Origin of the sequence: Nonomuraea sp. NPDC050536, assembly GCF_044457685.1 — a bacterium.
Taxonomy (GTDB): Bacteria; Actinomycetota; Actinomycetes; order Streptosporangiales; family Streptosporangiaceae; genus Nonomuraea.
In genome coordinates this window covers 121,563-140,202 of record NZ_JBITHD010000009.1, presented here as the reverse complement: position 1 = coordinate 140,202, position 18,640 = coordinate 121,563, and the positions used below count along the sequence as shown (strand labels likewise).

Below are 18,640 nucleotides of genomic sequence, written 5' to 3'. Positions count from 1 at the left end.
ATCAGCACGTGCCGCACCGCCCCCTGAGGGCCGGTCACCTGTGCTCTGCTACCTGGGGGTCGGCGGTGCTCAGGACGAGGGTGACGCGGGAGGGGAGCGTCAGCGTGGCCGTGCCGGCGTGGGATTCGGCGACGGCCTTGACGATCGCGAGGCCGAGCCCCGCTCCCTCGCCCGTGCCGCTGACGAAGGGCTCGAAGGCGCGCTCCGCCAGGTCGGGCGGGAAGCCGGGGCCTTCGTCCTCCACGGAGATGGTGATCGTGCCGCCGTCCCTGGAGGCCAGGAGGGTGATGGGTGGGCGGCCGTGCCGTACCGCGTTGTCCAGGAGGTTGCCGACCGCCTGCCGTACCCGGAGCGGGTCGAGGCGGACGATCTCGTCGGGGGCCGAGACCTCGACCCCCTCGGGGGCCAGATCGCGGAGGAAGTCCGCGAGGCGGACGGGGGTGCGGTGGACGGGCAGGCGACCGTGGCGGGTGCGGGCCAGCACCAGGAGGTCCTCGGCGAGCCGTACCAGGGTGTCCGTCTGGCGGGCGGCTGACCGGACGGCCAGCTCGAGCTCCTCGCGGGTGCGCGGGCGGGCCAGCGCGAGGTCGAGCTCGCTCTTGAGGATCGACAGCGGCGTGCGCAGCTCGTGGCTGGCCTCGTCCAGGAAGCGGCGCTGCCGCGCGGAGGCGTCGTGCAGCCGGTCGAGCATGGCGTTGACCGTCACGGCCAGTTGCGTCAGCTCGTCGCCGGCGGGAGGGACGGGCAGGCGGCGGCCGGGCTCCAGCTCGGAGACGGCCGCGGCCTCCCTGCGCATGCGCTCGACGGGCCGGAGCGCCCCGGCCGCGACGAGCCAGCCGGCGGCCGACGACAGGGCCAGCGCCCACGGTCCGCCGATGAGCAGGAGGGCGAGCAGGCTGTCGAGCGCCTCCTGCCGGTCGCCGAGCGGCGCGCCGACGACCACGGTCCCGGCCGCGGTGGGCACCGCGAGCAGCCTGGCCTCGTCGTCCACGCCCTGCACGCGGGTGGTGAGGAAGGTGGGGCCGGTCAGGCCGCGGACACTGATCATGGGGGCGGCGCGGACCGCGTCGGTGGTCTGCAGGATGTGCCCTGAGGAGTCCAGGATCTGGGCGAAGGCCTCGTCGGGGTCGATGAGATCCTGCCCGATCTCCATGGGCGCGGGGCGGTGCCTGTCGAGGGCGCCCACGATCACCCCGGCCCTGGATCGCAGGTCGAGGTCGATGCCGTCGAGCAGCGCGGCGCCCAGCCGGGCATGCAGGAAGCCGCCGAGCGCGACCAGGACCAGGGCCATCGCCAGCGCGAAGGCCAGCGTCAGCCGCACTCTGAGGGAAAGCCTGGCGATCATGGCAACCGGTATCCCGCCCCGCGGACGGTCTCGATCCGCCCGTGGCCGATCTTGGCACGCAGGTAGCCCACGTAGACCTCCACCACGTTGGAGTCGCGGTCGAAGGCGAAGTCCCAGACGTGCTCGACCAGCTCCGTCTTGGACACCACCCGTCCTGCCCTGCGCATGAAGTACTCCAGCAGGGCGAACTCCTTGGCCGTCAGGCCGACGAGCCGCCCGTCCATCCGCACCTCGTGGCAGGCGGGGTCGAGCTGGAGATCACCCGCGGACAGTACAGCGGGCCGCTCCCCTGCCCCTCTGCGCAGCAGCGCCCGGAGCCTGGCCAGCAGCTCGGCGAAGGCGAAAGGCTTGAGCATGTAGTCGTCGGCCCCGAGGTCGAGCCCCCGTACCCGGTCCTCGACGGCGTCCCTGGCGGTCAACAGCAGCACAGGAGCCCAGTTGCCCGCGGCCCTGATGCCTTCGAGCACCGCGAACCCGTCGATGCCGGGCAGCAGCACGTCCAGGACGATCACGTCGTAGGAGTTCTCCCGCGCATACCAGGCGCCCTCCTCGCCGTCGGCCGACACGTCGACGGCGAACCCCTCCTCCGTCAGGCCCCTGCGCAGGATCGAGGCCATCTCCGGCTCGTCTTCCACCACCAGCACGCGCATGGCGGGCTCCTCTCAGCCTCCTCTTATCGAAGGCGGCAGATCCTGGGCGGTATCGCCAAGGGAGGAAAGATGTCCCGTTCTACCTGGCTCGCCGGCGCCCTGATCGCGACGTCCTGCGCCTCCCCCACGCCCAGCACGGCGGCGATCGCGAACTCCGCACCGATATTCTCCGCGAACGTCACCAACCCCTGGTTCCCCCTGAAGCCGGGCACGACTTTCGTCTACCGCGGCGTCAAGGACGGCGAGGCCGCCGTCGAGCACGTCCGGATCTCCAAGGAGACCAAGAAGATCGACGGGAAGCCGTGCCGGATCGTCCTGGACCTGCTCTACCTCAAAGGTAAGCTCGCCGAGACCACGCGCGACTACTACAGCCAGGACTCCACCGGCAACGTCTGGTACGTCGGCGAGGACACCGCCGAACTCGAGCCCGACGGCGCCATGGTCACCACCGAGGGCACCTGGCACGCGGGCGATTCCGGCGCGCGGGCCGGGATCTACATCACCGCCGACCCGCAAGTGGGCCAGCCGGTGCGGCAGGAGTACGACCCGGGTCACGCCGAGGACTACTTCATGGTGATCGACATGTCGGCCCCGGTGACCGTGCCGTACAAGGCGTTCCCGTCGGCTCTGGTCACCAAGGAGTGGACGCCGCTGGAGCCCGACGTGCTGGACCACAAGTACTACGTGCACGGCGTCGGCCTGGTGAAGGAGAAGACCGTGCACGGCGAGCAGGAGGAGTTCGCCCTGGTCAAGATCCTGAGCCAGTCTTGACCTGCGCGGTACGGCGTTCACCGGCAGCCGCGAGCACCCCTGAGCCTCACAGCGCGGCGTCGATCTCCTCGCGGGTGGGCATCGAGGTGCTGGCGCCCTCCCGCTGCACCGACAATGCGGCCGCGACCGAGGCGAAGTGCAACGCCTCGGCGGGCGCCCTGCCCTCGGCGCGGGCCACGGCCAGCGCGCCGACGAACGTGTCGCCGGCCGCCGTCGTGTCGACCGCGTTCACAGGTACGGCGGGCACCCGCAGCCGCTCTCCTGAACGCGAGCCGTACAGCGCGCCCTCGGAGCCGAGCGTGATGACGACCTCGGGGACCTTCTTGAGCAACTCGTCCAGCGCGGTGCCTGAGTCGGCGGCGCCGGTCAGCGCGGCGGCCTCGTGCTCGTTGGGCACGATGAGCGTCACGGCCTCGAGGAGCTCGTCCGGCAGCGGGCGGGCCGGCGCCGGGGTGAGGATGACCTGCGCGCCGGCGACCCTGGCGGCCTCGGCGGCGCCGACCACGGCCTGCATGGGCAGCTCGAGCTGCAGCAGCAGCGCCTGCGAGCGGGCGATCACGGCCAGGTCGTCTCCGGACGGGCCGGTGATCGTGCCGTTCGCGCCGGGCACGACGATGATGGAGTTGCCGCCCTCGTCGTCGACCACGATGTGCGCGATGCCGCTCGGACCCTTCACCCGGCGCAGGCCCGTGACGTCCATCCCCGCCCCGGCCAGGGTGTCGCGAATCTCGGCGCCGAAGGAGTCGTCGCCCACCGCGCCGAGGAAGGCGACCTCGGCTCCCGCGCGGGCGGCGGCGATCGCCTGGTTGGCGCCCTTGCCGCCGGGCACGGTGCGGAACGCCCGCCCGGTCACCGTCTCGCCCCGCTTGGGGGCCTGTGCCACGTACGCGACCAGATCAATGTTCGCGCTGCCGAAGACCGAGATCATGGTCACATCATCTCCTGAGTACGGCGGGCCAGCGCCACGAGGGTCACTCCGTCGAATCCGGTCAAGCTGCTTGCCAGGCTGTCACGCATCAGCCACTGCCCGGGCACGCCGCCGTTCAGCGCGCCCGCGATCGACCCGGCGGTGGCACCCGCCGAGTCGGTGTCCCAGCCGCCGGCCACGGCACCGGCGATGGTGGCCGTGAAGTCGCCGCCGGAGTGCACGAGCGTGGCGGCGACCAGAGCGGCGTTGTTGATCGTGTGCACCCAGTGCAGGTCGCCGTGCCGCTCGTGCAGCCGGTCGATCACGCGCTCGAAGTCGCTCTCGGCCGAGGCGTCCTCGACGGCCTGGCGCAGCGCGACGCCGAGCCGCGAGGCGGGCGGGACCACCGCGATCCCGGCCTCGACCACCTCCCGCGCCGACGTGGCGACCAGCGCCTGGGCGCACATGGCGGCGGCGAACATGGCCCCGTACACGCCGTTGGCGGTGTGGGTGAGCCGGGCGTCGCGCCAGGCCTGCTCGGCGGCGGCCGCGGGATCGCCCGGGTTGACCCAGCCGTAGACGTCGGTGCGGATCATCGCGCCGATCCACTCGCGGAACGGGTTCCGGTAGGTGGCGGTGTGCGGGGGTTCGAGCCCGTCGAGCAGGTTGCGGTAGGCGACCCGCTCGGCGGTGAACGTCCGGCCCGCGGGCAGCTCGTCCAGCCAGAGCCTGGCCACGTCCTCGGTGGTGAAGCCGCGCCCGGCGCGCTCCAGGACCGACAGGGCGAGCAGCGGGTAGTTCAGGTCGTCGTCCTCGGGGATGCCGTCGATGTTCTCGGCCAGGGAGTTGACGGCGCTGCGCCTGTTCCAGGTCCACCGCTCGGCGATCTCCCTCGGCAGACCCTGGGCCGTGAACCAGCCGCGGATCGGCCAGTTGCCGGTGGCCTTGGCGATCTCCTGGATGCCCACGCGCGGGATCTTCTCCACCGGCTTGCCCAGCACGCATCCGGCGGCCCTGCCCTGCCAGGCGCCCAGCACCCGCGCCGGATCCACGGCGGCCTGCACCCGCGAGGGCCAGTCCGGGCACGCCGCGACGATGTCGGAAATATCCGTCGGCTCGTCGAGCGGTGATGGGAAGGAGGCCAGCTCGTCCAGCAGGTCGCCCGCCAGGCCGCGCAGTCGCACCGCGTCGGGTGCGGAGGCTCCCGCCCTGGGCGGGGCGTCGTGCCCGCCCGCGGCGTGCCACCTGTCCGCGATCTCCCCTATTTCGGGATATTTGGCGATACGGCCGTCTTCGGCGGCCTGGCGGAGCTCATGCCCGATCAGGTCCTCGGGCTGCACCCAGGTCAGGCGGATCACGATTCGTCCAGCTCGGCGAAGGCCGCCTCGTGCGCGCGCCGCCGTCGCTGGTCCTCGGCGTGTACCCGGCGGGCCACGGCCGCGATCGCGTGGCCGGGAGCCACGAGGTCGGTGCGGCTGGCCGTACCGACCTCCGAGACCCAGTCGGCGGGGATGGAGGCGAGGCCGCCGAGCGCGCCGGCGATCGCGCCGCCCATGGAGGCGATCGAGTCGGCGTCGCGGCCGTAGTTGACGCCGCCGAGCACCGTGTCGCGGTAGTCGCCCTTGGCGATGACCAGGAACGCCAGCGCCAGCGGCAGCTCCTCGATGCTGTGCACCCGCGACGGGCGGCGGGCTCCCAGGCCCTGGTCGCGGTAGGTGTCGGCGACCGTGTCGTAGGGGCGCATGGCCGCGCGCAGCGTCTCGAACGAGCCGTCCCAGTGGCCGTGCCCGCGGGCCGCCTCGCAGACCGCCTCGATGGCGGCCCTGGTGCCGTCCTTGGCCAGGCGCAGCGCGGTGGCGACGACCGAGTCGACGGTCGCGCCCGGGCGCATGGCCTCGGCGACCGCGGCGGCCATGACGCCGGCGGCCTCGCGGCCGTAGCTGGACTGGTGGGCGCCGGCCAGGTCGACGGCCTCGGCGTAGGCGGCGTCGGGGTCGGCGGCGTTCACGATGCCGACGGGGGCGACGTACATGGCGGCGCCGCAGTTGACGATGTTGCCGACGCCCGCCTCGCGCGGGTCGGCGTGGCCGTAGTGCAGGCGGGCCACGATCCACTTCTCGGCCAGGAAGATCCGCTGCAGCGGCAGCGCCTCGGCCTCCAGCTCGGGGATCCACTGCTTGGCGCCCATCAGCTCGGGCACCAGGTGCTCGGCCATGGAGTAGGCGTCCAGGTGGCCGCCGACCTGCTCGTACACCCTGATCAGCGCGTGCGTCATGAGGGTGTCGTCGGTGATGTGGCCGTCGCCCTTGTGGTACGGGGCGATCGGGCGGGCGTTGCGCCAGTCCTCGTTGTACGGGCCGACGATGCCCTCGACCTGCCCGCCGTACCTGGTGACGATCTGCTCGGGCGTCCAGCCCTCGGTGGCGCCGCCGAGGGCGTCACCGACCGCCGCTCCCGCCACGCACCCGGTGGCCCTGTCGTCAAGCGGCGTCATGCGAGTCCCTCCAAGAGCTCCACGAGTTCCATCAGATCTCTGCCCGCAAGTTCGGGCAGGCAGCAGCCGGCCAGTGTGCGCGACGAGTCGACCCACCCCTGCGGGATCGCCTCGTATCCGCCGCAGGCCCCGGTCAGGGCCCCGGCCAGCGCGGGCGCCGAGTCGGCCAGCGCGGAAAGGCACGCCGCGGCGGGCACCGCCTCGCGCAGCCTGCCGCCCGACACCTCGGCCAGCGCCAGCGCCGCGGGTACGGTCTGCGCCGCGCCCACGGCGTAGCTGTAGACGTGGTCGACCAGCGCGGCGTCCAGCGCGGGCACCGCGGCGAAGGCGTCCCCCGCCTTCCTGGCGGCCTGTCGTGCGATGCGGGCGTTGTGCCCGATCGCGGTGTCCTGCGGCAGTACGGCGAGCGCCGCCTCGACCGCCTCCGTGGCGGAGCCGGTCTCCACCGCGGCCCGGATCGCGGCGGCCATGGCCTGGGCGGCCCTGAGCCCGTCCTCGGCGTTGGTGACCTGGGCGTCCTCGGTCGGATCGAGCCCGAGGACGCCGAACGCGACGGCCCTGATCGCGGCGGCGTCGTCGAAGTGATGCGGGTTGTCGTGGCCGCTGGCGGGCGGCCCGACCCCCTTGGCCAGGTTGTCCAGCGCGGTGGCCACGGAGATGCGGGCCCTGATGTCCTCGCGGCCCGCCAGCTGTCCGTACGCCTCGGCCCTGTCCTGCTTCAGCGTGAGCGCGGTCCAGGCCAGCCATTCGGCGTCGTCGGACGGGCCGAGCGCCAGCGGCGCGGTGGGCTGGTTGAGCGCGAACGGGACGGGCAGCGTGGTGACCCGGTGCTCCTCGGCGAAGGCGTCGAGCTCGCGGTAGAGCCTGCGGCTCCACGGGGCGTGCACGGCCGAGCGGTGCCTGGCCGCCGGCCAGCCCGCGGCGTCACCCACGGCCAGCCCGGCGAAGGCTCCCCTTCTTCTGTCCCCCGACATGGTCTCCTCAGAGTCCTCTCGCCAGCTCGTCGGCGACGTCCAGTACGTGTCTTCCCGCCACGACCGGCAGGCACTTCCCCGTCACGGGCCCGATTCTTTCCGCCCATCTGCGCGGGACCCCGCTCTCTCCCTGCCCGGCCCCGGCGACCGCGCCGGCGATGGCGCCGATCGTGTCCGCGTCCCTGCCCAGGCTCACCCCGAACGTCACGGACCTCTCGACGTCGCCCTCCCCTACGAGATAGGCGGCCAGCGCCAGGGCCACGGCCTCCGGCGCCACATCGGTCCACGGGTAGTGCTTCACCACCACGGCCTCGTGCAACGCCTCCGTCAGCACGTCGTCGGCGCTCTCGTACGGCGCCTGGCCGAGGATCTCGCAGACGCGGACCAGATTGCGAGACGTCCAGGAGTCAGGCGGGATCACGGAGAGGGCGGCCTGGACGACCTCGCGAGGCGAGGCGCCGGACATGGCGGAGGCCACGGCGGCGGCGACGGCACGCCCGCCGAGGATGCCCTCGCCCGAGCCGCTGACCAGCCCGTCCTGCTCGACGAGCCGGGCCGCCTCCGCCGGATCGCCCGGGCAGAAGATTCCGTAGGGCGCCGCGCGCATGGCCAGCCCGTCCGACCAGCCGTGCGAGTGCACCAGCCCGGTCAGCGGCGGCTCCAGCCCGCGGCGCAACGCCTGGACGGTGCCGAGCTCGGAGAATCCCGCCCCGCGCATCGGTCCCGTCATCAGCGGGATCACTTCGGACCTGTAGGCGGCGGCCACGTCCGCGGCGGTCAGCGCGTGGCCGTGCCGTACCAGCAAGGACGAGGCGAAGATGGCGTACTCGGTGTCGTCGGTGCCGCCGCCCTCGATCTCCGTGAGAGTCCCCCAGCGCCGCCGGATCTCGGCGGGCGTGAGGTTCTCCGCGGGAGCCCCGAGGGCGTCGCCGGCCGCGAGACCGAGCAGACACCCCCGGGCATGATCTTGAAAACTACCCCGATGATTCAAGATCAGTTGTTCTCCAGCACCTTGTTGCCCTCGTCGACGAGCTGCTTGGCCGCGTCGTCGAGGCTGATCTTGCCGGCGAAGTACTGCTGCAGCGCCGGCGTGGCCACCTTCGTCTTCCACTCGTCGTAGCCCTTGACCTTGAGGAACGGCGCCACGACGAGGTCCTTGGCGGTGGCGGTGGCCACGTCCCAGCCGTTCTCCTTGGTGGTCATCGCCGGGTCGGTGGCGGCCTTCTGCGAGGTCGGCAGCAGCCAGTCACCCTTGGCCAGCTTGACCTGGTTGGTGCCGTTGAGGAAGAAGGAGATGAACTTCAGCGCCTCGTCCGGGTGCTTGCTGTCCTGCGCCACCGACAGGGTCTGCGAGACCGCGCCCTGGTTGGAGGAGGTGCCCTTCAGCGGCGGGAGCGTCACCCAGTCGAAGCCCTTGGGCGCCTGCTCGGCGACCTGCTGGCGCAGGTAGACGCCGGCGGGCAGCATCGCGTACTTGCCGGCGAAGAAGCCGGGCAGCGGGTCGGCGGTGCCCATGCCGAGCGCCTTCGGGTCGGCCGACTTGTCCTTGTTGATCTGGTCGTAGATGCGCTGCAGGACCTGCTTCTCCTCAGGGCCGACCTTGACCGTGGTCTTGCCGTCGGCGGTCTGGAAGAACGTGCCGCCGAAGTTCAGCGCCAGGTTGAGGGTCTTGTTGACCGGCGACTTCATCGCCCAGGCCACGCCGTAGTTGCCGCCCTTGGTGAGCTTCTTGCTGATGTCGGCGAACTCGTCCCACGTCCAGGGGTTGTCGGGGGTGGGGATGCGCACCTTGGCGGCGTCCAGCGCCTTCTTGTTGGCGTAGATGACCTGCGACTCCTGCAGGAACGGCACGCCGTACACGCCCTGGTTGCCCTTGCCGTCGTCGAAGGTGGTGGTGTCCCAGGCGGCCTGCGGGATGTCGCTCTTGAGCTCGGCGGGGACCTTGTCCTTCAGGTCGAGCAGGTAGCCCTGCGAGGCGAAGGTGGACAGCGCGGGCGAGTCGTTGTGGATGACGTCGGGCGCCGTGCCGCCGGCGAACTGGGTGACGAGCTGGTCGTTGACGTTGTCCCAGCTGCCCTGCACGAGGGTGACCTGGATGTTGGGGTTGGCCTTGTTCCACTCGTCGACGAGTTCCTTGTTGGCCGCGACGGATTCCTTCTGCCAGGCCAGGCTGAGGAAGTTCAGCTTCACGGGCTCGCTGCCGGACTTGGCCGGCTCGCCCGTGCCACCACTGCCGCCGCTGCTGCCGCACGCTGCGGACAGAGCGATGATCGCGGCTGCGGCCAGCGCCGATTTGATACGCATAAAGGACCTCCTAGCCCTTGACGGCACCGGCCATCAGGCCGGACTTCAACCGCCGCTGGATGATTGCGAAAAACACCAGGCTCGGGATCGTCGCCATCACTGACGCCGCGGCCAGCGGTCCGAGCCTGGCCACTCCCTCAGGCCCCGTGAACGAGGCCAGCAGGAGTGGAAGGGTGATCACGTCCGGGTCCTTCAGCATCACCAGCGCGAAAAGGAACTCGTTCCAGGACGAGATGAAAGAGAACAGCAGAGTGGCCACCACTCCCGGCGCCAGCAGCGGCGCGACCACGCTGACGATCGCCCGCATACGCCCCGCGCCGTCGACGGCCGCGGCCTCCTCCAGCTGGGGAGGCACGGAGCGCACGTAGCCCTGCAGCATCCACAGCGCGAACGGCAGCGTGAACGTCACGTGCACGACCACCAGCCCGGCCAGCGTGTTGACCAGATCCAGCTTCACCATGATCGTGAACAGCGGGATGATGATCAGGATGAACGGGAACACCTGGCTGAGCAGCACCCAGCCCAGCGCCCCCTTGTTGATCGCGCTGCGGTAGCGGGCCAGCGCGTACGAGGCGGGCAGCGCGATCACCACGGTGATCAGGGAGCTGGACAGCGCCACGATCACGCTGCGCAGCGCGGCGCCGACCAGGTCCTTCTCCTCGAAGGCGGCGCTGAAGTTGGCCAGCGTCGGCTCGCGCGGGATCCACGTCGGGTGCAGCTGGGCCATCTCCTGCGGCGTCTTCAGCGCGGTCGACAACAACCACAGCAACGGGAAGATCAGGAACGCCATGTAGGCGAGCAGCGCGAGGTACTGCGGGATCCGCTTCACGAGGAGGCCTCCCTCATCTGCCGCCACAGGTACACGCCGAGCACGGCGAGCACGACCACGGTGATCGCGACGCCCATGGCCGCGGCCGAGCCGAAGCGGTTGTAGCGGAACGCCTCCAGGTAGGCGAAGAGCATCGGCAACTGGGTCCGGCCGCCCGGCCCGCCCTGGGTGAGCACGTAGACCAGGCTGAACTGGTTGATGTTCCACACGAAGTCGAGCGAGGTGATCGCCACGATCACCGGCTTGAGCTGGGGCAGCGTGATGTTCCAGAACTTGCGCCAGGTGCCCGCGCCGTCGACCTCGACCGCCTCGTACAGCTCCTTCGGCACGTTCTGCAGGCCCGCCAGCAGCACCACGGTGGTCTGCGGCATGCCCGCCCAGACGCCCATGATGATGATCGCCGGGATGACGAACGTGAAGTCGGCCAGCCAGTCGATGTCGGTGCCGAGCAGGCTGTTCAGGATGCCGGCGTCCGGGTGGTAGACCAGCTTCCACATCAGGCCGACCACCACGGGTGGCATCGCCCACGGCACCACCGCCAGCACCCGGGCGACGCCACGGAACCGCAGGTTCTGGTTCAGCAGGATCGCCAGGCCGAGGCCCGCCAGGAACGTCAGCGCGGTCACGCTCAGCGCGTAGATCAGGCCGATCTTGAACGAGGACCAGAAGTCGGCATCGGTCAGCAGGTTCGCGAAGTTGTCGAACCCCACGAAGTGGTAGACCCGGTTCCTGCCGCCCCGCGCGTCGGTGAAGGCCAGCCCGATGCCGTACAGCAGCGGGCCGACGCTGAAGAGCAGGACCGGCACCAGCGCGGGCAGCAGCAGCACCAGCATCTCGCGGCGCTGCCGCGAGCGCACCTTGGCGCTCGCCCTCGGCACAGACCGCGCCGGCTTCATCGCGGTCGCCGTCACGCCGCGCCTCCCTTCGCATCAGTGCGGTTGTTCTCGGTACGGCCTGCCGTGACGGGGACCGGGGCGGGCTCCTGGCCCGTGGTCGAGGCGCGCGGCACCAGCCGCGGCGGCACCGTGACCACGCGCGGCTCCCTGTCGCCGCGCTGCAGCCGGTCGAGCAGCAGCTCGGCGGCGGCCTTGCCGCGCTCGGCCGAACCGAGCGAGACGCTGGTCAGCGACGGCCAGGACGCGGCTGCCAGATCGGTGTCGTCCATCCCGACCACCGCCACGTCCTCGGGCACCCGCCTCCCCGCGGCCCGCAGCACGTCCAGCGCCCCCAGCGCGATCAGGTCGTTGGCGCACATCAGCGCGTCCACGTCGGCCACCCGGCCGAGCAGGTTCGCCACCGCCCGCGCCCCCTCCGCGCGGTAGAAGTCCCCTATCTCCACCAGGTCCTCGTCGTACGGCAGGCCCAGCGCCTCGAGCGCCTCCCGGTAGGCCGCACCGCGGGCGGCGCCGGGCACGGTGTCGAGCGGGCCGTTGACCAGCGCGATCCGGCGGCGGCCGAGCGTGTGCAGGTGGTTGATGGCCAGCTTGACGCCGGTGCGGGAGTCGGCGCGCACGTTGTCGACCCTGGTGCCCTCGGGCACCGAGCCGATGATCACGACGGGCGCCCGGGCGGCGGCCAGCATCTCCAGGTGCGCGTCGGTGACGCGCAGCGGGCTCATGATCAGCCCGTCCACGTAGCGCTCGCCCAGGCTGTGCAGCACATCGATCTCGTCGGCCGCCACGGCGTCGGTGGAGTGCAGCACCAGCCGGTATCCGGCGGCCTTCAGCACGGGCTGGATCTGGCGCAGCATCGCCAGGTACGCCGGGTTGCCGATGTCGGCCATGGCGAAGGCGATCTGGTGCGTCTGGCGTGACTTCAGCGAGCGGGCCACGGCGTTGCGCACGTATCCCAGTTCCTGGGCCGCGGCCATCACCCTGCGGACCGTGTCCTGCCGGGTCGGCAGCCCGTTCAGCACCCGCGAGACCGAGGCGATCGAAACGCCCGCGCGCTCAGCGATCGTGTTGATCGTAGGTCCGTCGCCCACCTCTGTCCTTCCCCTGAAGGCAAACGCCCGACTTCTGTAAACGTTTACCGCAATGCGCAAATGAAACCCGCACGCAACCACAGGGTCAAGTCACGATAACATAACACCAGGTCAACCCCCCTTTCCCCAAACCCCCCACCCCTCAGCCCGCCGAGACGAGAGCCACCCCCCGCCCCCCTGTACGGCGAGCACGCAACCCACCGCCCACGGACCGACCCCCAAGGCACCGCGACGGCGAGACGAGGCACGACGGCAAACCGGCGCCTTTACGCGAGCACGGAACGCCCCGCCCCCGGCCGCTCCCAGGCGCCGGGTCGGCGAGACGAGGTACGGCGGAGGGCGGCGCCCTGTACGGCGGGAGGCGGGGCAGCCCCGTGCGGCGGGAGGGACGAGCCGCCGTGGGCGGGTTCCGGAGGGGCGTAACGGTGGGTCACCGGCATCCGGTCAGCGAGCGTGTCCCTGGAGGCGCTCAGCCGAAGTACGGCGACTGGCGGCAGGTGGCCTGCCGTACAAGCAACGCCCTGAAAAGCCCGCAACGCCCTGAAGAGCCCGCCGCACAAGCAACGCCCTGAAAGGCCTGCAACGCCCTGAAGGGCCTGACGTACGAGCAACGCGATGAAGAGCCTGCCGGACACGCAACGCCCGGAAAGCTTGCCGGAAAGGCAGGTCAGGTTGGGGTGACGCGGCGGATGGCGGGGGTGCCTGAGAGGGTGACGACGGCGGCGAGGACGGCGGGGATGATGAGGGCCACCGGCAGCGATGCCGCCTCGGCGACGTAGCCGAGGACGGCGGGCCCGACGAGCAGCCCGCTGGCGCCGAAGGCCGTTACCAGCGACAGCGCCCGTCCGACCGGCCCGCCCGCGGCGCCGACCGCGCTGAAGATGACCGGCACGACGGTGGCCAGCCCGACGCCCGCCAGCGCCCACCCGACCCACGCGACCGGCAACCGGAGCGATGCTCCGGTGGCTGGGGCGACGAGGACGAGGACATACCCGGCGGTGGCCAGGATTCCGGCGAGCCGGATCGTCAGCACGGGCCCGAGTCGTGCCCTGATGGGGTCGCCCAGCAGCCGCACGGTCGTCATCGCCACCGAGAACACCGTGTACGCCAGCGGCGCCAGCGCCGGGTCGGCGCCCAGGATCCAGCGGGCGTGCAGCGAGGTCCAGTCGATGGCCGCCCCCTCGCTCAGATGCCCCGCGAACGCCGCCACCCCCAGCAACGCGATCAGCCCCACCCCCAGCGGCATCCGACGCGCGGAGCGCTCCAGCACGGCCTGCCCCAGCGCGCCGCCCCCAGGAGAGCGCTCGACGACGACCTGCTCCCCGCCCGAGGAGCCCACCGGCGCCGCACTGCCCGCGAATCCCTCAGGAGCGGCACCTGCGGGCAGGAGCCAGCGGGCGGCGGCCAGGTAGCCGAAGGGCACCACCAGGGCGGCGGCGACGAGCAGGGCCTGGGGGTCGACGCCGAGGCGGAGGGTTCCGGCGGTGATGGCGCCGGCGGCGGCTCCGCCGAGGCTCCAGGTGCCGTGGAAGGCGGAGATGATCGGCCGGCCGTAGGCACGTTCGACCTCGACGGAGTGGGCGTTCATGGAGACCTCCGTCACGCCCACGCCGATGCCGAAGACCACCGCGAGCGCCGCCAGCGACCAGTACGAGGGCGCGAGCGCGGGCCCGAGCAGCAGCACCGCCGACAGCGGCCCGCCGATCCAGCACACGCGGCGGCTCGACCAGCGATCCACGACCGGACCGGTGATCAGCATCGACACCAGCGCGCCCGCGGAGATCAGCAGCAGCACGCTCCCGAGCCGGCCAGGCCCGAGGTGCAGGCGGTCGTTGAGCGAGGGCAGCCCGGCCGCCCACAGTCCCAGCACGAAGCCACTCAGGAAGAAGAACCCGAACACCGCGATGCGCGCCTTTTTGTTCACGGCTAGAGCATAATAAGACGGAGGAGGTGGCCACAATGACTGTGACCGGCGCCACAACCAGCGTGGAGCTGCGCGAGCACAACAGGGCCAGGCTGCTGCGCGCCGTGCACGCCTGCGGCGCGACCCGTACCCGGTCGCAGCTCACCAGGGAGCTCGAGCTCGCCAGGGGCACCGCGTCGGTGCTGGTCGGCGGCCTGGTGGCGGACGGCCTGCTGCACGAGGAGCCGTCGGCCGGGCACGGCAGGGGCCGCCCCACCCAGATCCCCGGGCCGCATCCGCGCGGCCCGGTCGCGCTGGCCGTGGACCTGCGCGAGGACGCCTGGGAGATCGCCGCCTGCGAGCTCGGCGGCCGCCTGACCGTCCTGGACGACTGGCCGCACAACGGCACGCCCGCCAGGACCCTCCCCCCGCTCGGCGACGCCCTGCGCGCCCACATCAGGGAGTACGGCTCCCGCGTCGTCGGGATCGGCCTGGCGGTGCCCGGCCCGATCCGCGACGGCCACCTGGTCGACGTGGCCCACCTCGGCTGGCGGGCCGTGGACGTGCCCGCCCTGCTCGGCGCCCTGGACGTGCCGCTGCAGGTGAGCAACGACACCGTGTGCGCGGCGCTGGCCGAGGCGCGGCGGGGCCGGATGGCGGGGGTCCAGGTGGGGTTGCACGTGCACGTGGACTTCGACCTGGGCGGCGTGCTCGTGGTCGACGGGCGGCCGCTGGGAGGGGCGAGCGGGGTGGGGGCCGAGTTCGGTCACATGCCGCTCACAGGCGGCACCATGCGGTGCATGTGCGGCGCCGTGGGCTGCTGGGGCATGGACGTGGGCTCGAACGCCCTGCTGCGCCACCTGGGCCTGCCCGCGGGCGGCGGCAAGGGCCGCGACGAGGCGGCGGCGATCCTCGCCCGTGGCGACGCCCCGGCGCGCGCGGCGGTGGCGGCCAACGCGACGGCGCTCGGCACCGGCCTGGCCGCCCTGGTCAACGCGCACGACCCGGAGATCGTCACGCTGTCGGGTCTCGGCCTGGACCTGCACGCCCAGGCGGCCGAGACCCTCGAGGCGGCCTTCCACGGCCGCCTGATGACGATCCGCCGCGACCACCCGCCGCAGCTCGCCCCATCGGTCCTGGCCCGCCGCGGCCCCCTGCTGGGCGCGATGGAGTCCGTCTTCGACGCCTTCCTGACCCCCGAGGGCCTCAAACGCTGGCCAGGAGCTTGAGTGACCACCTCCGACACGCCCGAGCGTCACGGTGTGACGGATACCACCCGGGAGGGTGTAAAACGCCCATCGAGCTCAGCCGTCATCTCCTCAGAAAGCAGGCGATGAGCGATCTTGCGGTCGCCGCCGAGCGGGCTGTACGGATGGAGCGTTCGATACGTGGAAATCTTGGGATCTTGGGGTGCTGAACGTGAATCTTGAACTCGCCCTCCGGATGTGCGAGGCGGGGCTGAAGCAGGCCGCCCGCGAGGGAGCGCTCATCTCGGTCGCGGTCGTCGACGCGGGCGGACATCTGGTGACGTTCCAGCGTATGGAGGGTGCGGAGATCGCCGGGCCGGTGCTGGCGCCCGGCAAGGCGTACACCTCGGTGGCCAACCGGATGTCCACCGCCGACCTGCACCCGCTGACCCTGCCGGGCGGCGAGCTGTACGGCCTGGCAGGGGACCGTTTCGTATGTTTCGGCGGTGGTATCCCCCTGTGGGCGGACTACGGTGAGGGGGAACGCGTGGTCGGCGGGGTGGGGGTCAGCGGAGGCACCGTCGCACAGGACGTGGCGTGCGCCGAGGCGGCCGCTTCGGTGTGGCGTACACGCTGAGCGGGCGCTTTCCGCAACACGAACCGCTGGTATCCGCCATGATTAGCCACTGCACAAGGGGTAACAGAATCCCGATCGCTAACTCCCCGAGGAGAGAACAGAGATGGCACTTCCCACACTCACCCCGGAGCAGCGCAAGGCGGCTCTGGAGAAGGCAGCCGAGGCTCGCGCGGCCCGCACCGCGCTGCTCGCCAAGGTCAAGGCCGGCGAGCTGACGTTCGCCCAGCTGCTTGAGCGCGACGACGACATCGCCAAGAAGATCAAGGTCTCGCAGGCGCTGCGCGCGGTCAAGGGCGTCGGCCCCGCCAAGGCCACCGCTCTGATGGAGGAGGCCGGCGTCGACGAGAAGCGCCGCCTCGGCGGCCTGGGCGCCCAGCAGCGCAAGAAGCTGGTCGACGCGCTCGGCTGATCGTCGGGCTGCCAGGTCCGCGCGGACGCGCCGCGCGGACCGGCGCGGCTCGCTCCACGAGGTATCTCGATGAGGTACGGCGAGCCGCACCACCGCCACCCGCCGCCCGGGGCTGAGCGCCTCCAGGGACACGACCGCTGACCGGGTGGTGGCCGGGCGCCGTTACGCGCGCACTGTTGGCCGGGCGAGGGGGAAACGAGCCCGGCCGACGTCCCGGAGTGCGCCGACCCGCCGTACGGGGTCAGGAACGCAGGTAGGCCAGCACGGCGAGCACCCGGCGGTGCTGGTCGGAGTCGTCGGCGTAGAGGCCGAGCTTGCTGAAGATGCTGCGGATGTGCTTTTCCACCGCGCCGTCGCTGATGACGAGCTGGCGCCCGATGGCGGGGTTGGACTTGCCCTCGGCCATCAGCCCGAGCACCTCGCGCTCACGCGGCGTGAGCTGGGCGAGCGGATCGTCCTTGCGTCTGCGGACCATCAACTGCGACACCACCTGCGGGTCGAACACGGTGCCGCCCGCGGCCACGCGCCGCAGGCCTTCGAGGAACTCGTCGACGTCGACGACCCGGTCCTTGAGCAGGTAGCCCACCGCGCCGCGGGCGTCGGCTAGCAGGTCGTCGGCGTAGGAGACCTCGACGTACTGCGACAGGATCAGCACCGGCGCGCCGGGCACGCGCTCGCGCGCCTCCACGGCCGCCCTGAGCCCCTCGTCGGTGAACGACGGCGGCATCCGCACGTCCACGACCGACACGTCCGGCTTCAGCGACGCGATGGCCTCCACCAGGGCGACGCCGTCCCCCACCTGCGCCACCACCTCGAAGCCGAACTCCTCCAACAGCCTGACCAGGCCCTCACGGATGAGAACAGCATCGTCGGCCACGACTACGCGCACGGCACCTCCGCCATGATCAATGTCGGCCCGCCGTCGGGTGACTGGACGACCAGCTCCCCGTCGACCGCGCGAAGCCGGTCGGCCAGCCCGGCCAGACCGTGTCCCTTGGCGACGTGTGCGCCGCCCACCCCATCATCGCCGATGGTCAGCACCAGCATGTCCCCGACGCGGACGAGCTGGATGGTGCAGACCGTGGCGCGGCTGTGCTTGGCCACGTTGGTCAGGGTCTCGGCGACGACGAAGTAGATCGCGTTCTCCACGGCCGCCTGGTAGCGCTCGACGGTCTGCACGTCCAGCTCGACGGGGACGGTACAGCGGCCGGCCACCGCGGCCAGCGCGGGCGCCAGGCCGCGGTCGGTGAGGATGGGCGGGGCGATGCCGCGCGAGAGGGCGCGCAGCTCGTCGAGCGTCTCGCGGGTGGCGGTGATGGCGGAGGTGATCGTGGCCTGGGCGGCCTCGGGGTCCTTCTGCATCTGGCGCTGCGCCCGCGACAGGTCCATGGCCAGCGACACCAGGCGCTGCTGCGGCCCGTCGTGGATGTCGCGCTCCAGCTTGCGCAGCGCGTTGGCCTCGGCGGAGACGGCGGCGGCGCGGCCCTCGGCCAGGTCGTCGATGCGCTCCTGCAGCTCGGCGACGCCGGTCAGCAGGGCGCGGCCGAGCCCGGCGCGCAGCAGCGCGGCGCCGCGGATGACGAACGGGCTGATGAACAGGAACAGCACGCCGAGCGTGAGGTAGAAGACAACGTTGGTCTCGTAGCCGTTGCCGATGCCGAGCAGCTCGGGCAGCTCCACGTTGTGCGGGATCCGGCTGGTGTAGTAGCCGTAGATCGGGTAGGTCAGCGCGAGGATCGGCAGCGCCCAGAACACCACGGTGAACAGGAACGAGACGATCGAGATCGGGAAGTTGAAGATCCCGTGCAGCAGGTCGAGCCAGGACTGGCCGCTGGTCAGCGGGTTCACCAGCCGGCGGAAGCGCCCGGACCCCGGTGGGGCGGGCTTGTAGCGGGGGCGCACGGGAGGACGGTCGAGCACGTCGGCCAGCCAGCCGCGCTCGGCGTCGGCGAAGCCCCTGGCGATCAGCAGCGTGCCCGCCAGGATCGGCACGCCGATCCACACCACCGCGGTGCCGATTCCCGCGGCGAAGCCCGCGACCAGCAGGAGGAAGGCGATGACGGCCGTGGGGAACCCCACCAGCGTGTAGCGCGTGTCGAGCATGACACGTCTCATCCGGGAGCGCATGGCTTACACGCTACGGCTCTGCCAGGACCGCGACGACCGGGCGTGCAGGCATCCCTTGGTAGGGCTGCCCCCACCCCCGGGGGTGGGGAGATCTTGACCTGAAGACGGTGGTTTGCGGC

Annotated in this window: 18 protein-coding genes; 4 read left to right on the top strand and 14 right to left on the bottom strand. The window is 71.7% G+C overall.

The features are described from left to right. Positions 1 to 34 precede the first annotated feature (34 nt). Both ACIBHX_RS25365 and ACIBHX_RS25360 read right to left on the bottom strand, forming a co-directional pair. Positions 35 to 1,345, bottom strand: coding sequence for an ATP-binding protein (locus ACIBHX_RS25365; RefSeq protein WP_397069711.1), 1,311 nt, complete (start codon positions 1,343 to 1,345; stop codon positions 35 to 37). After that, positions 1,342 to 1,995, bottom strand: coding sequence for a response regulator transcription factor (locus ACIBHX_RS25360; RefSeq protein ID WP_397069710.1), 654 nt, complete (start codon positions 1,993 to 1,995; stop codon positions 1,342 to 1,344). Before ACIBHX_RS25360 ends, ACIBHX_RS25365 begins: the two co-directional genes overlap by 4 nt. Positions 1,996 to 2,064: 69 nt before the next feature. Between ACIBHX_RS25360 and ACIBHX_RS25355 the strand changes: the two genes are divergently transcribed. Next, positions 2,065 to 2,766, top strand: coding sequence for a hypothetical protein (locus tag ACIBHX_RS25355; protein WP_397069709.1), 702 nt, complete (start codon positions 2,065 to 2,067; stop codon positions 2,764 to 2,766). 46 nt (positions 2,767 to 2,812) lie between these two features. Here the strand turns inward: ACIBHX_RS25355 and rbsK are convergent, their stop codons facing one another. The 10 genes from rbsK to ACIBHX_RS25305 all read right to left on the bottom strand — a co-directional run bounded on the left by rbsK (position 2,813) and on the right by ACIBHX_RS25305 (position 14,182). Next, entirely contained in the window at positions 2,813 to 3,694 is an 882-nt protein-coding gene (gene rbsK / locus ACIBHX_RS25350) for a ribokinase (protein ID WP_397069923.1), read from the bottom strand. 2 nt (positions 3,695 to 3,696) lie between these two features. Then, positions 3,697 to 5,031 carry an ADP-ribosylglycohydrolase family protein gene (locus ACIBHX_RS25345; RefSeq protein WP_397069708.1) on the bottom strand — a complete coding sequence of 445 codons (1,335 nt, stop codon included), beginning with the start codon at positions 5,029 to 5,031 and terminating at the stop codon, positions 3,697 to 3,699. Next, positions 5,028 to 6,167 (bottom strand): ADP-ribosylglycohydrolase family protein, encoded by a 1,140-nt coding sequence (locus ACIBHX_RS25340; RefSeq protein ID WP_397069707.1) that lies wholly within the window; start codon positions 6,165 to 6,167, stop codon positions 5,028 to 5,030. Before ACIBHX_RS25340 ends, ACIBHX_RS25345 begins: the two co-directional genes overlap by 4 nt. Continuing rightward, positions 6,164 to 7,141, bottom strand: coding sequence for an ADP-ribosylglycohydrolase family protein (locus ACIBHX_RS25335; protein ID WP_397069706.1), 978 nt, complete (start codon positions 7,139 to 7,141; stop codon positions 6,164 to 6,166). The genes ACIBHX_RS25340 and ACIBHX_RS25335 overlap by 4 nt, the downstream gene beginning before the upstream one ends. Positions 7,142 to 7,148: 7 nt before the next feature. Continuing rightward, positions 7,149 to 8,132 (bottom strand): ADP-ribosylglycohydrolase family protein, encoded by a 984-nt coding sequence (locus ACIBHX_RS25330; protein ID WP_397069705.1) that lies wholly within the window; start codon positions 8,130 to 8,132, stop codon positions 7,149 to 7,151. 2 nt (positions 8,133 to 8,134) lie between these two features. Then, positions 8,135 to 9,445, bottom strand: a complete 1,311-nt coding sequence (locus tag ACIBHX_RS25325; protein WP_397069704.1) for an ABC transporter substrate-binding protein — start codon at positions 9,443 to 9,445, stop codon at positions 8,135 to 8,137. 10 nt (positions 9,446 to 9,455) lie between these two features. Then, positions 9,456 to 10,274 (bottom strand): carbohydrate ABC transporter permease, encoded by an 819-nt coding sequence (locus ACIBHX_RS25320; protein WP_397069702.1) that lies wholly within the window; start codon positions 10,272 to 10,274, stop codon positions 9,456 to 9,458. Continuing rightward, positions 10,271 to 11,185 carry a carbohydrate ABC transporter permease gene (locus tag ACIBHX_RS25315; RefSeq protein WP_397069701.1) on the bottom strand — a complete coding sequence of 305 codons (915 nt, stop codon included), beginning with the start codon at positions 11,183 to 11,185 and terminating at the stop codon, positions 10,271 to 10,273. Before ACIBHX_RS25315 ends, ACIBHX_RS25320 begins: the two co-directional genes overlap by 4 nt. Further along, positions 11,182 to 12,258 carry a LacI family DNA-binding transcriptional regulator gene (locus ACIBHX_RS25310; protein ID WP_397069700.1) on the bottom strand — a complete coding sequence of 359 codons (1,077 nt, stop codon included), beginning with the start codon at positions 12,256 to 12,258 and terminating at the stop codon, positions 11,182 to 11,184. The genes ACIBHX_RS25315 and ACIBHX_RS25310 overlap by 4 nt, the downstream gene beginning before the upstream one ends. 667 nt (positions 12,259 to 12,925) lie before the next feature. Continuing rightward, a complete protein-coding gene (locus ACIBHX_RS25305) occupies positions 12,926 to 14,182 on the bottom strand; it encodes an MFS transporter (RefSeq protein ID WP_397069699.1) in 1,257 nt (418 codons plus the stop codon). 35 nt (positions 14,183 to 14,217) lie between these two features. Here ACIBHX_RS25305 and ACIBHX_RS25300 point away from each other — a divergent pair, with 35 nt between their 5' ends. The 3 genes from ACIBHX_RS25300 to mihF all read left to right on the top strand — a co-directional run bounded on the left by ACIBHX_RS25300 (position 14,218) and on the right by mihF (position 16,394). After that, positions 14,218 to 15,390: an ROK family protein gene (locus ACIBHX_RS25300; RefSeq protein ID WP_397069698.1), complete on the top strand. Its 1,173-nt coding sequence runs from the start codon at positions 14,218 to 14,220 to the stop codon at positions 15,388 to 15,390. A gap of 190 nt (positions 15,391 to 15,580) precedes the next feature. Beyond that, complete coding sequence (locus tag ACIBHX_RS25295) at positions 15,581 to 15,985, top strand: heme-binding protein (RefSeq protein WP_397069697.1); 405 nt, start codon at positions 15,581 to 15,583, stop codon at positions 15,983 to 15,985. Between the two features lie 103 nt (positions 15,986 to 16,088). Continuing rightward, positions 16,089 to 16,394 (top strand): integration host factor, actinobacterial type, encoded by a 306-nt coding sequence (gene mihF, locus ACIBHX_RS25290; protein WP_157245573.1) that lies wholly within the window; start codon positions 16,089 to 16,091, stop codon positions 16,392 to 16,394. Positions 16,395 to 16,635: 241 nt separating this feature from the next. Here mihF and ACIBHX_RS25285 read toward each other — a convergent pair whose 3' ends face one another. Further along, positions 16,636 to 17,283 (bottom strand): response regulator, encoded by a 648-nt coding sequence (locus ACIBHX_RS25285; RefSeq protein ID WP_397069696.1) that lies wholly within the window; start codon positions 17,281 to 17,283, stop codon positions 16,636 to 16,638. Then, positions 17,274 to 18,497, bottom strand: a complete 1,224-nt coding sequence (locus ACIBHX_RS25280) for a sensor histidine kinase (RefSeq protein ID WP_397069695.1) — start codon at positions 18,495 to 18,497, stop codon at positions 17,274 to 17,276. Before ACIBHX_RS25280 ends, ACIBHX_RS25285 begins: the two co-directional genes overlap by 10 nt. Between the last annotated feature and the right edge of the window lie 143 nt (positions 18,498 to 18,640).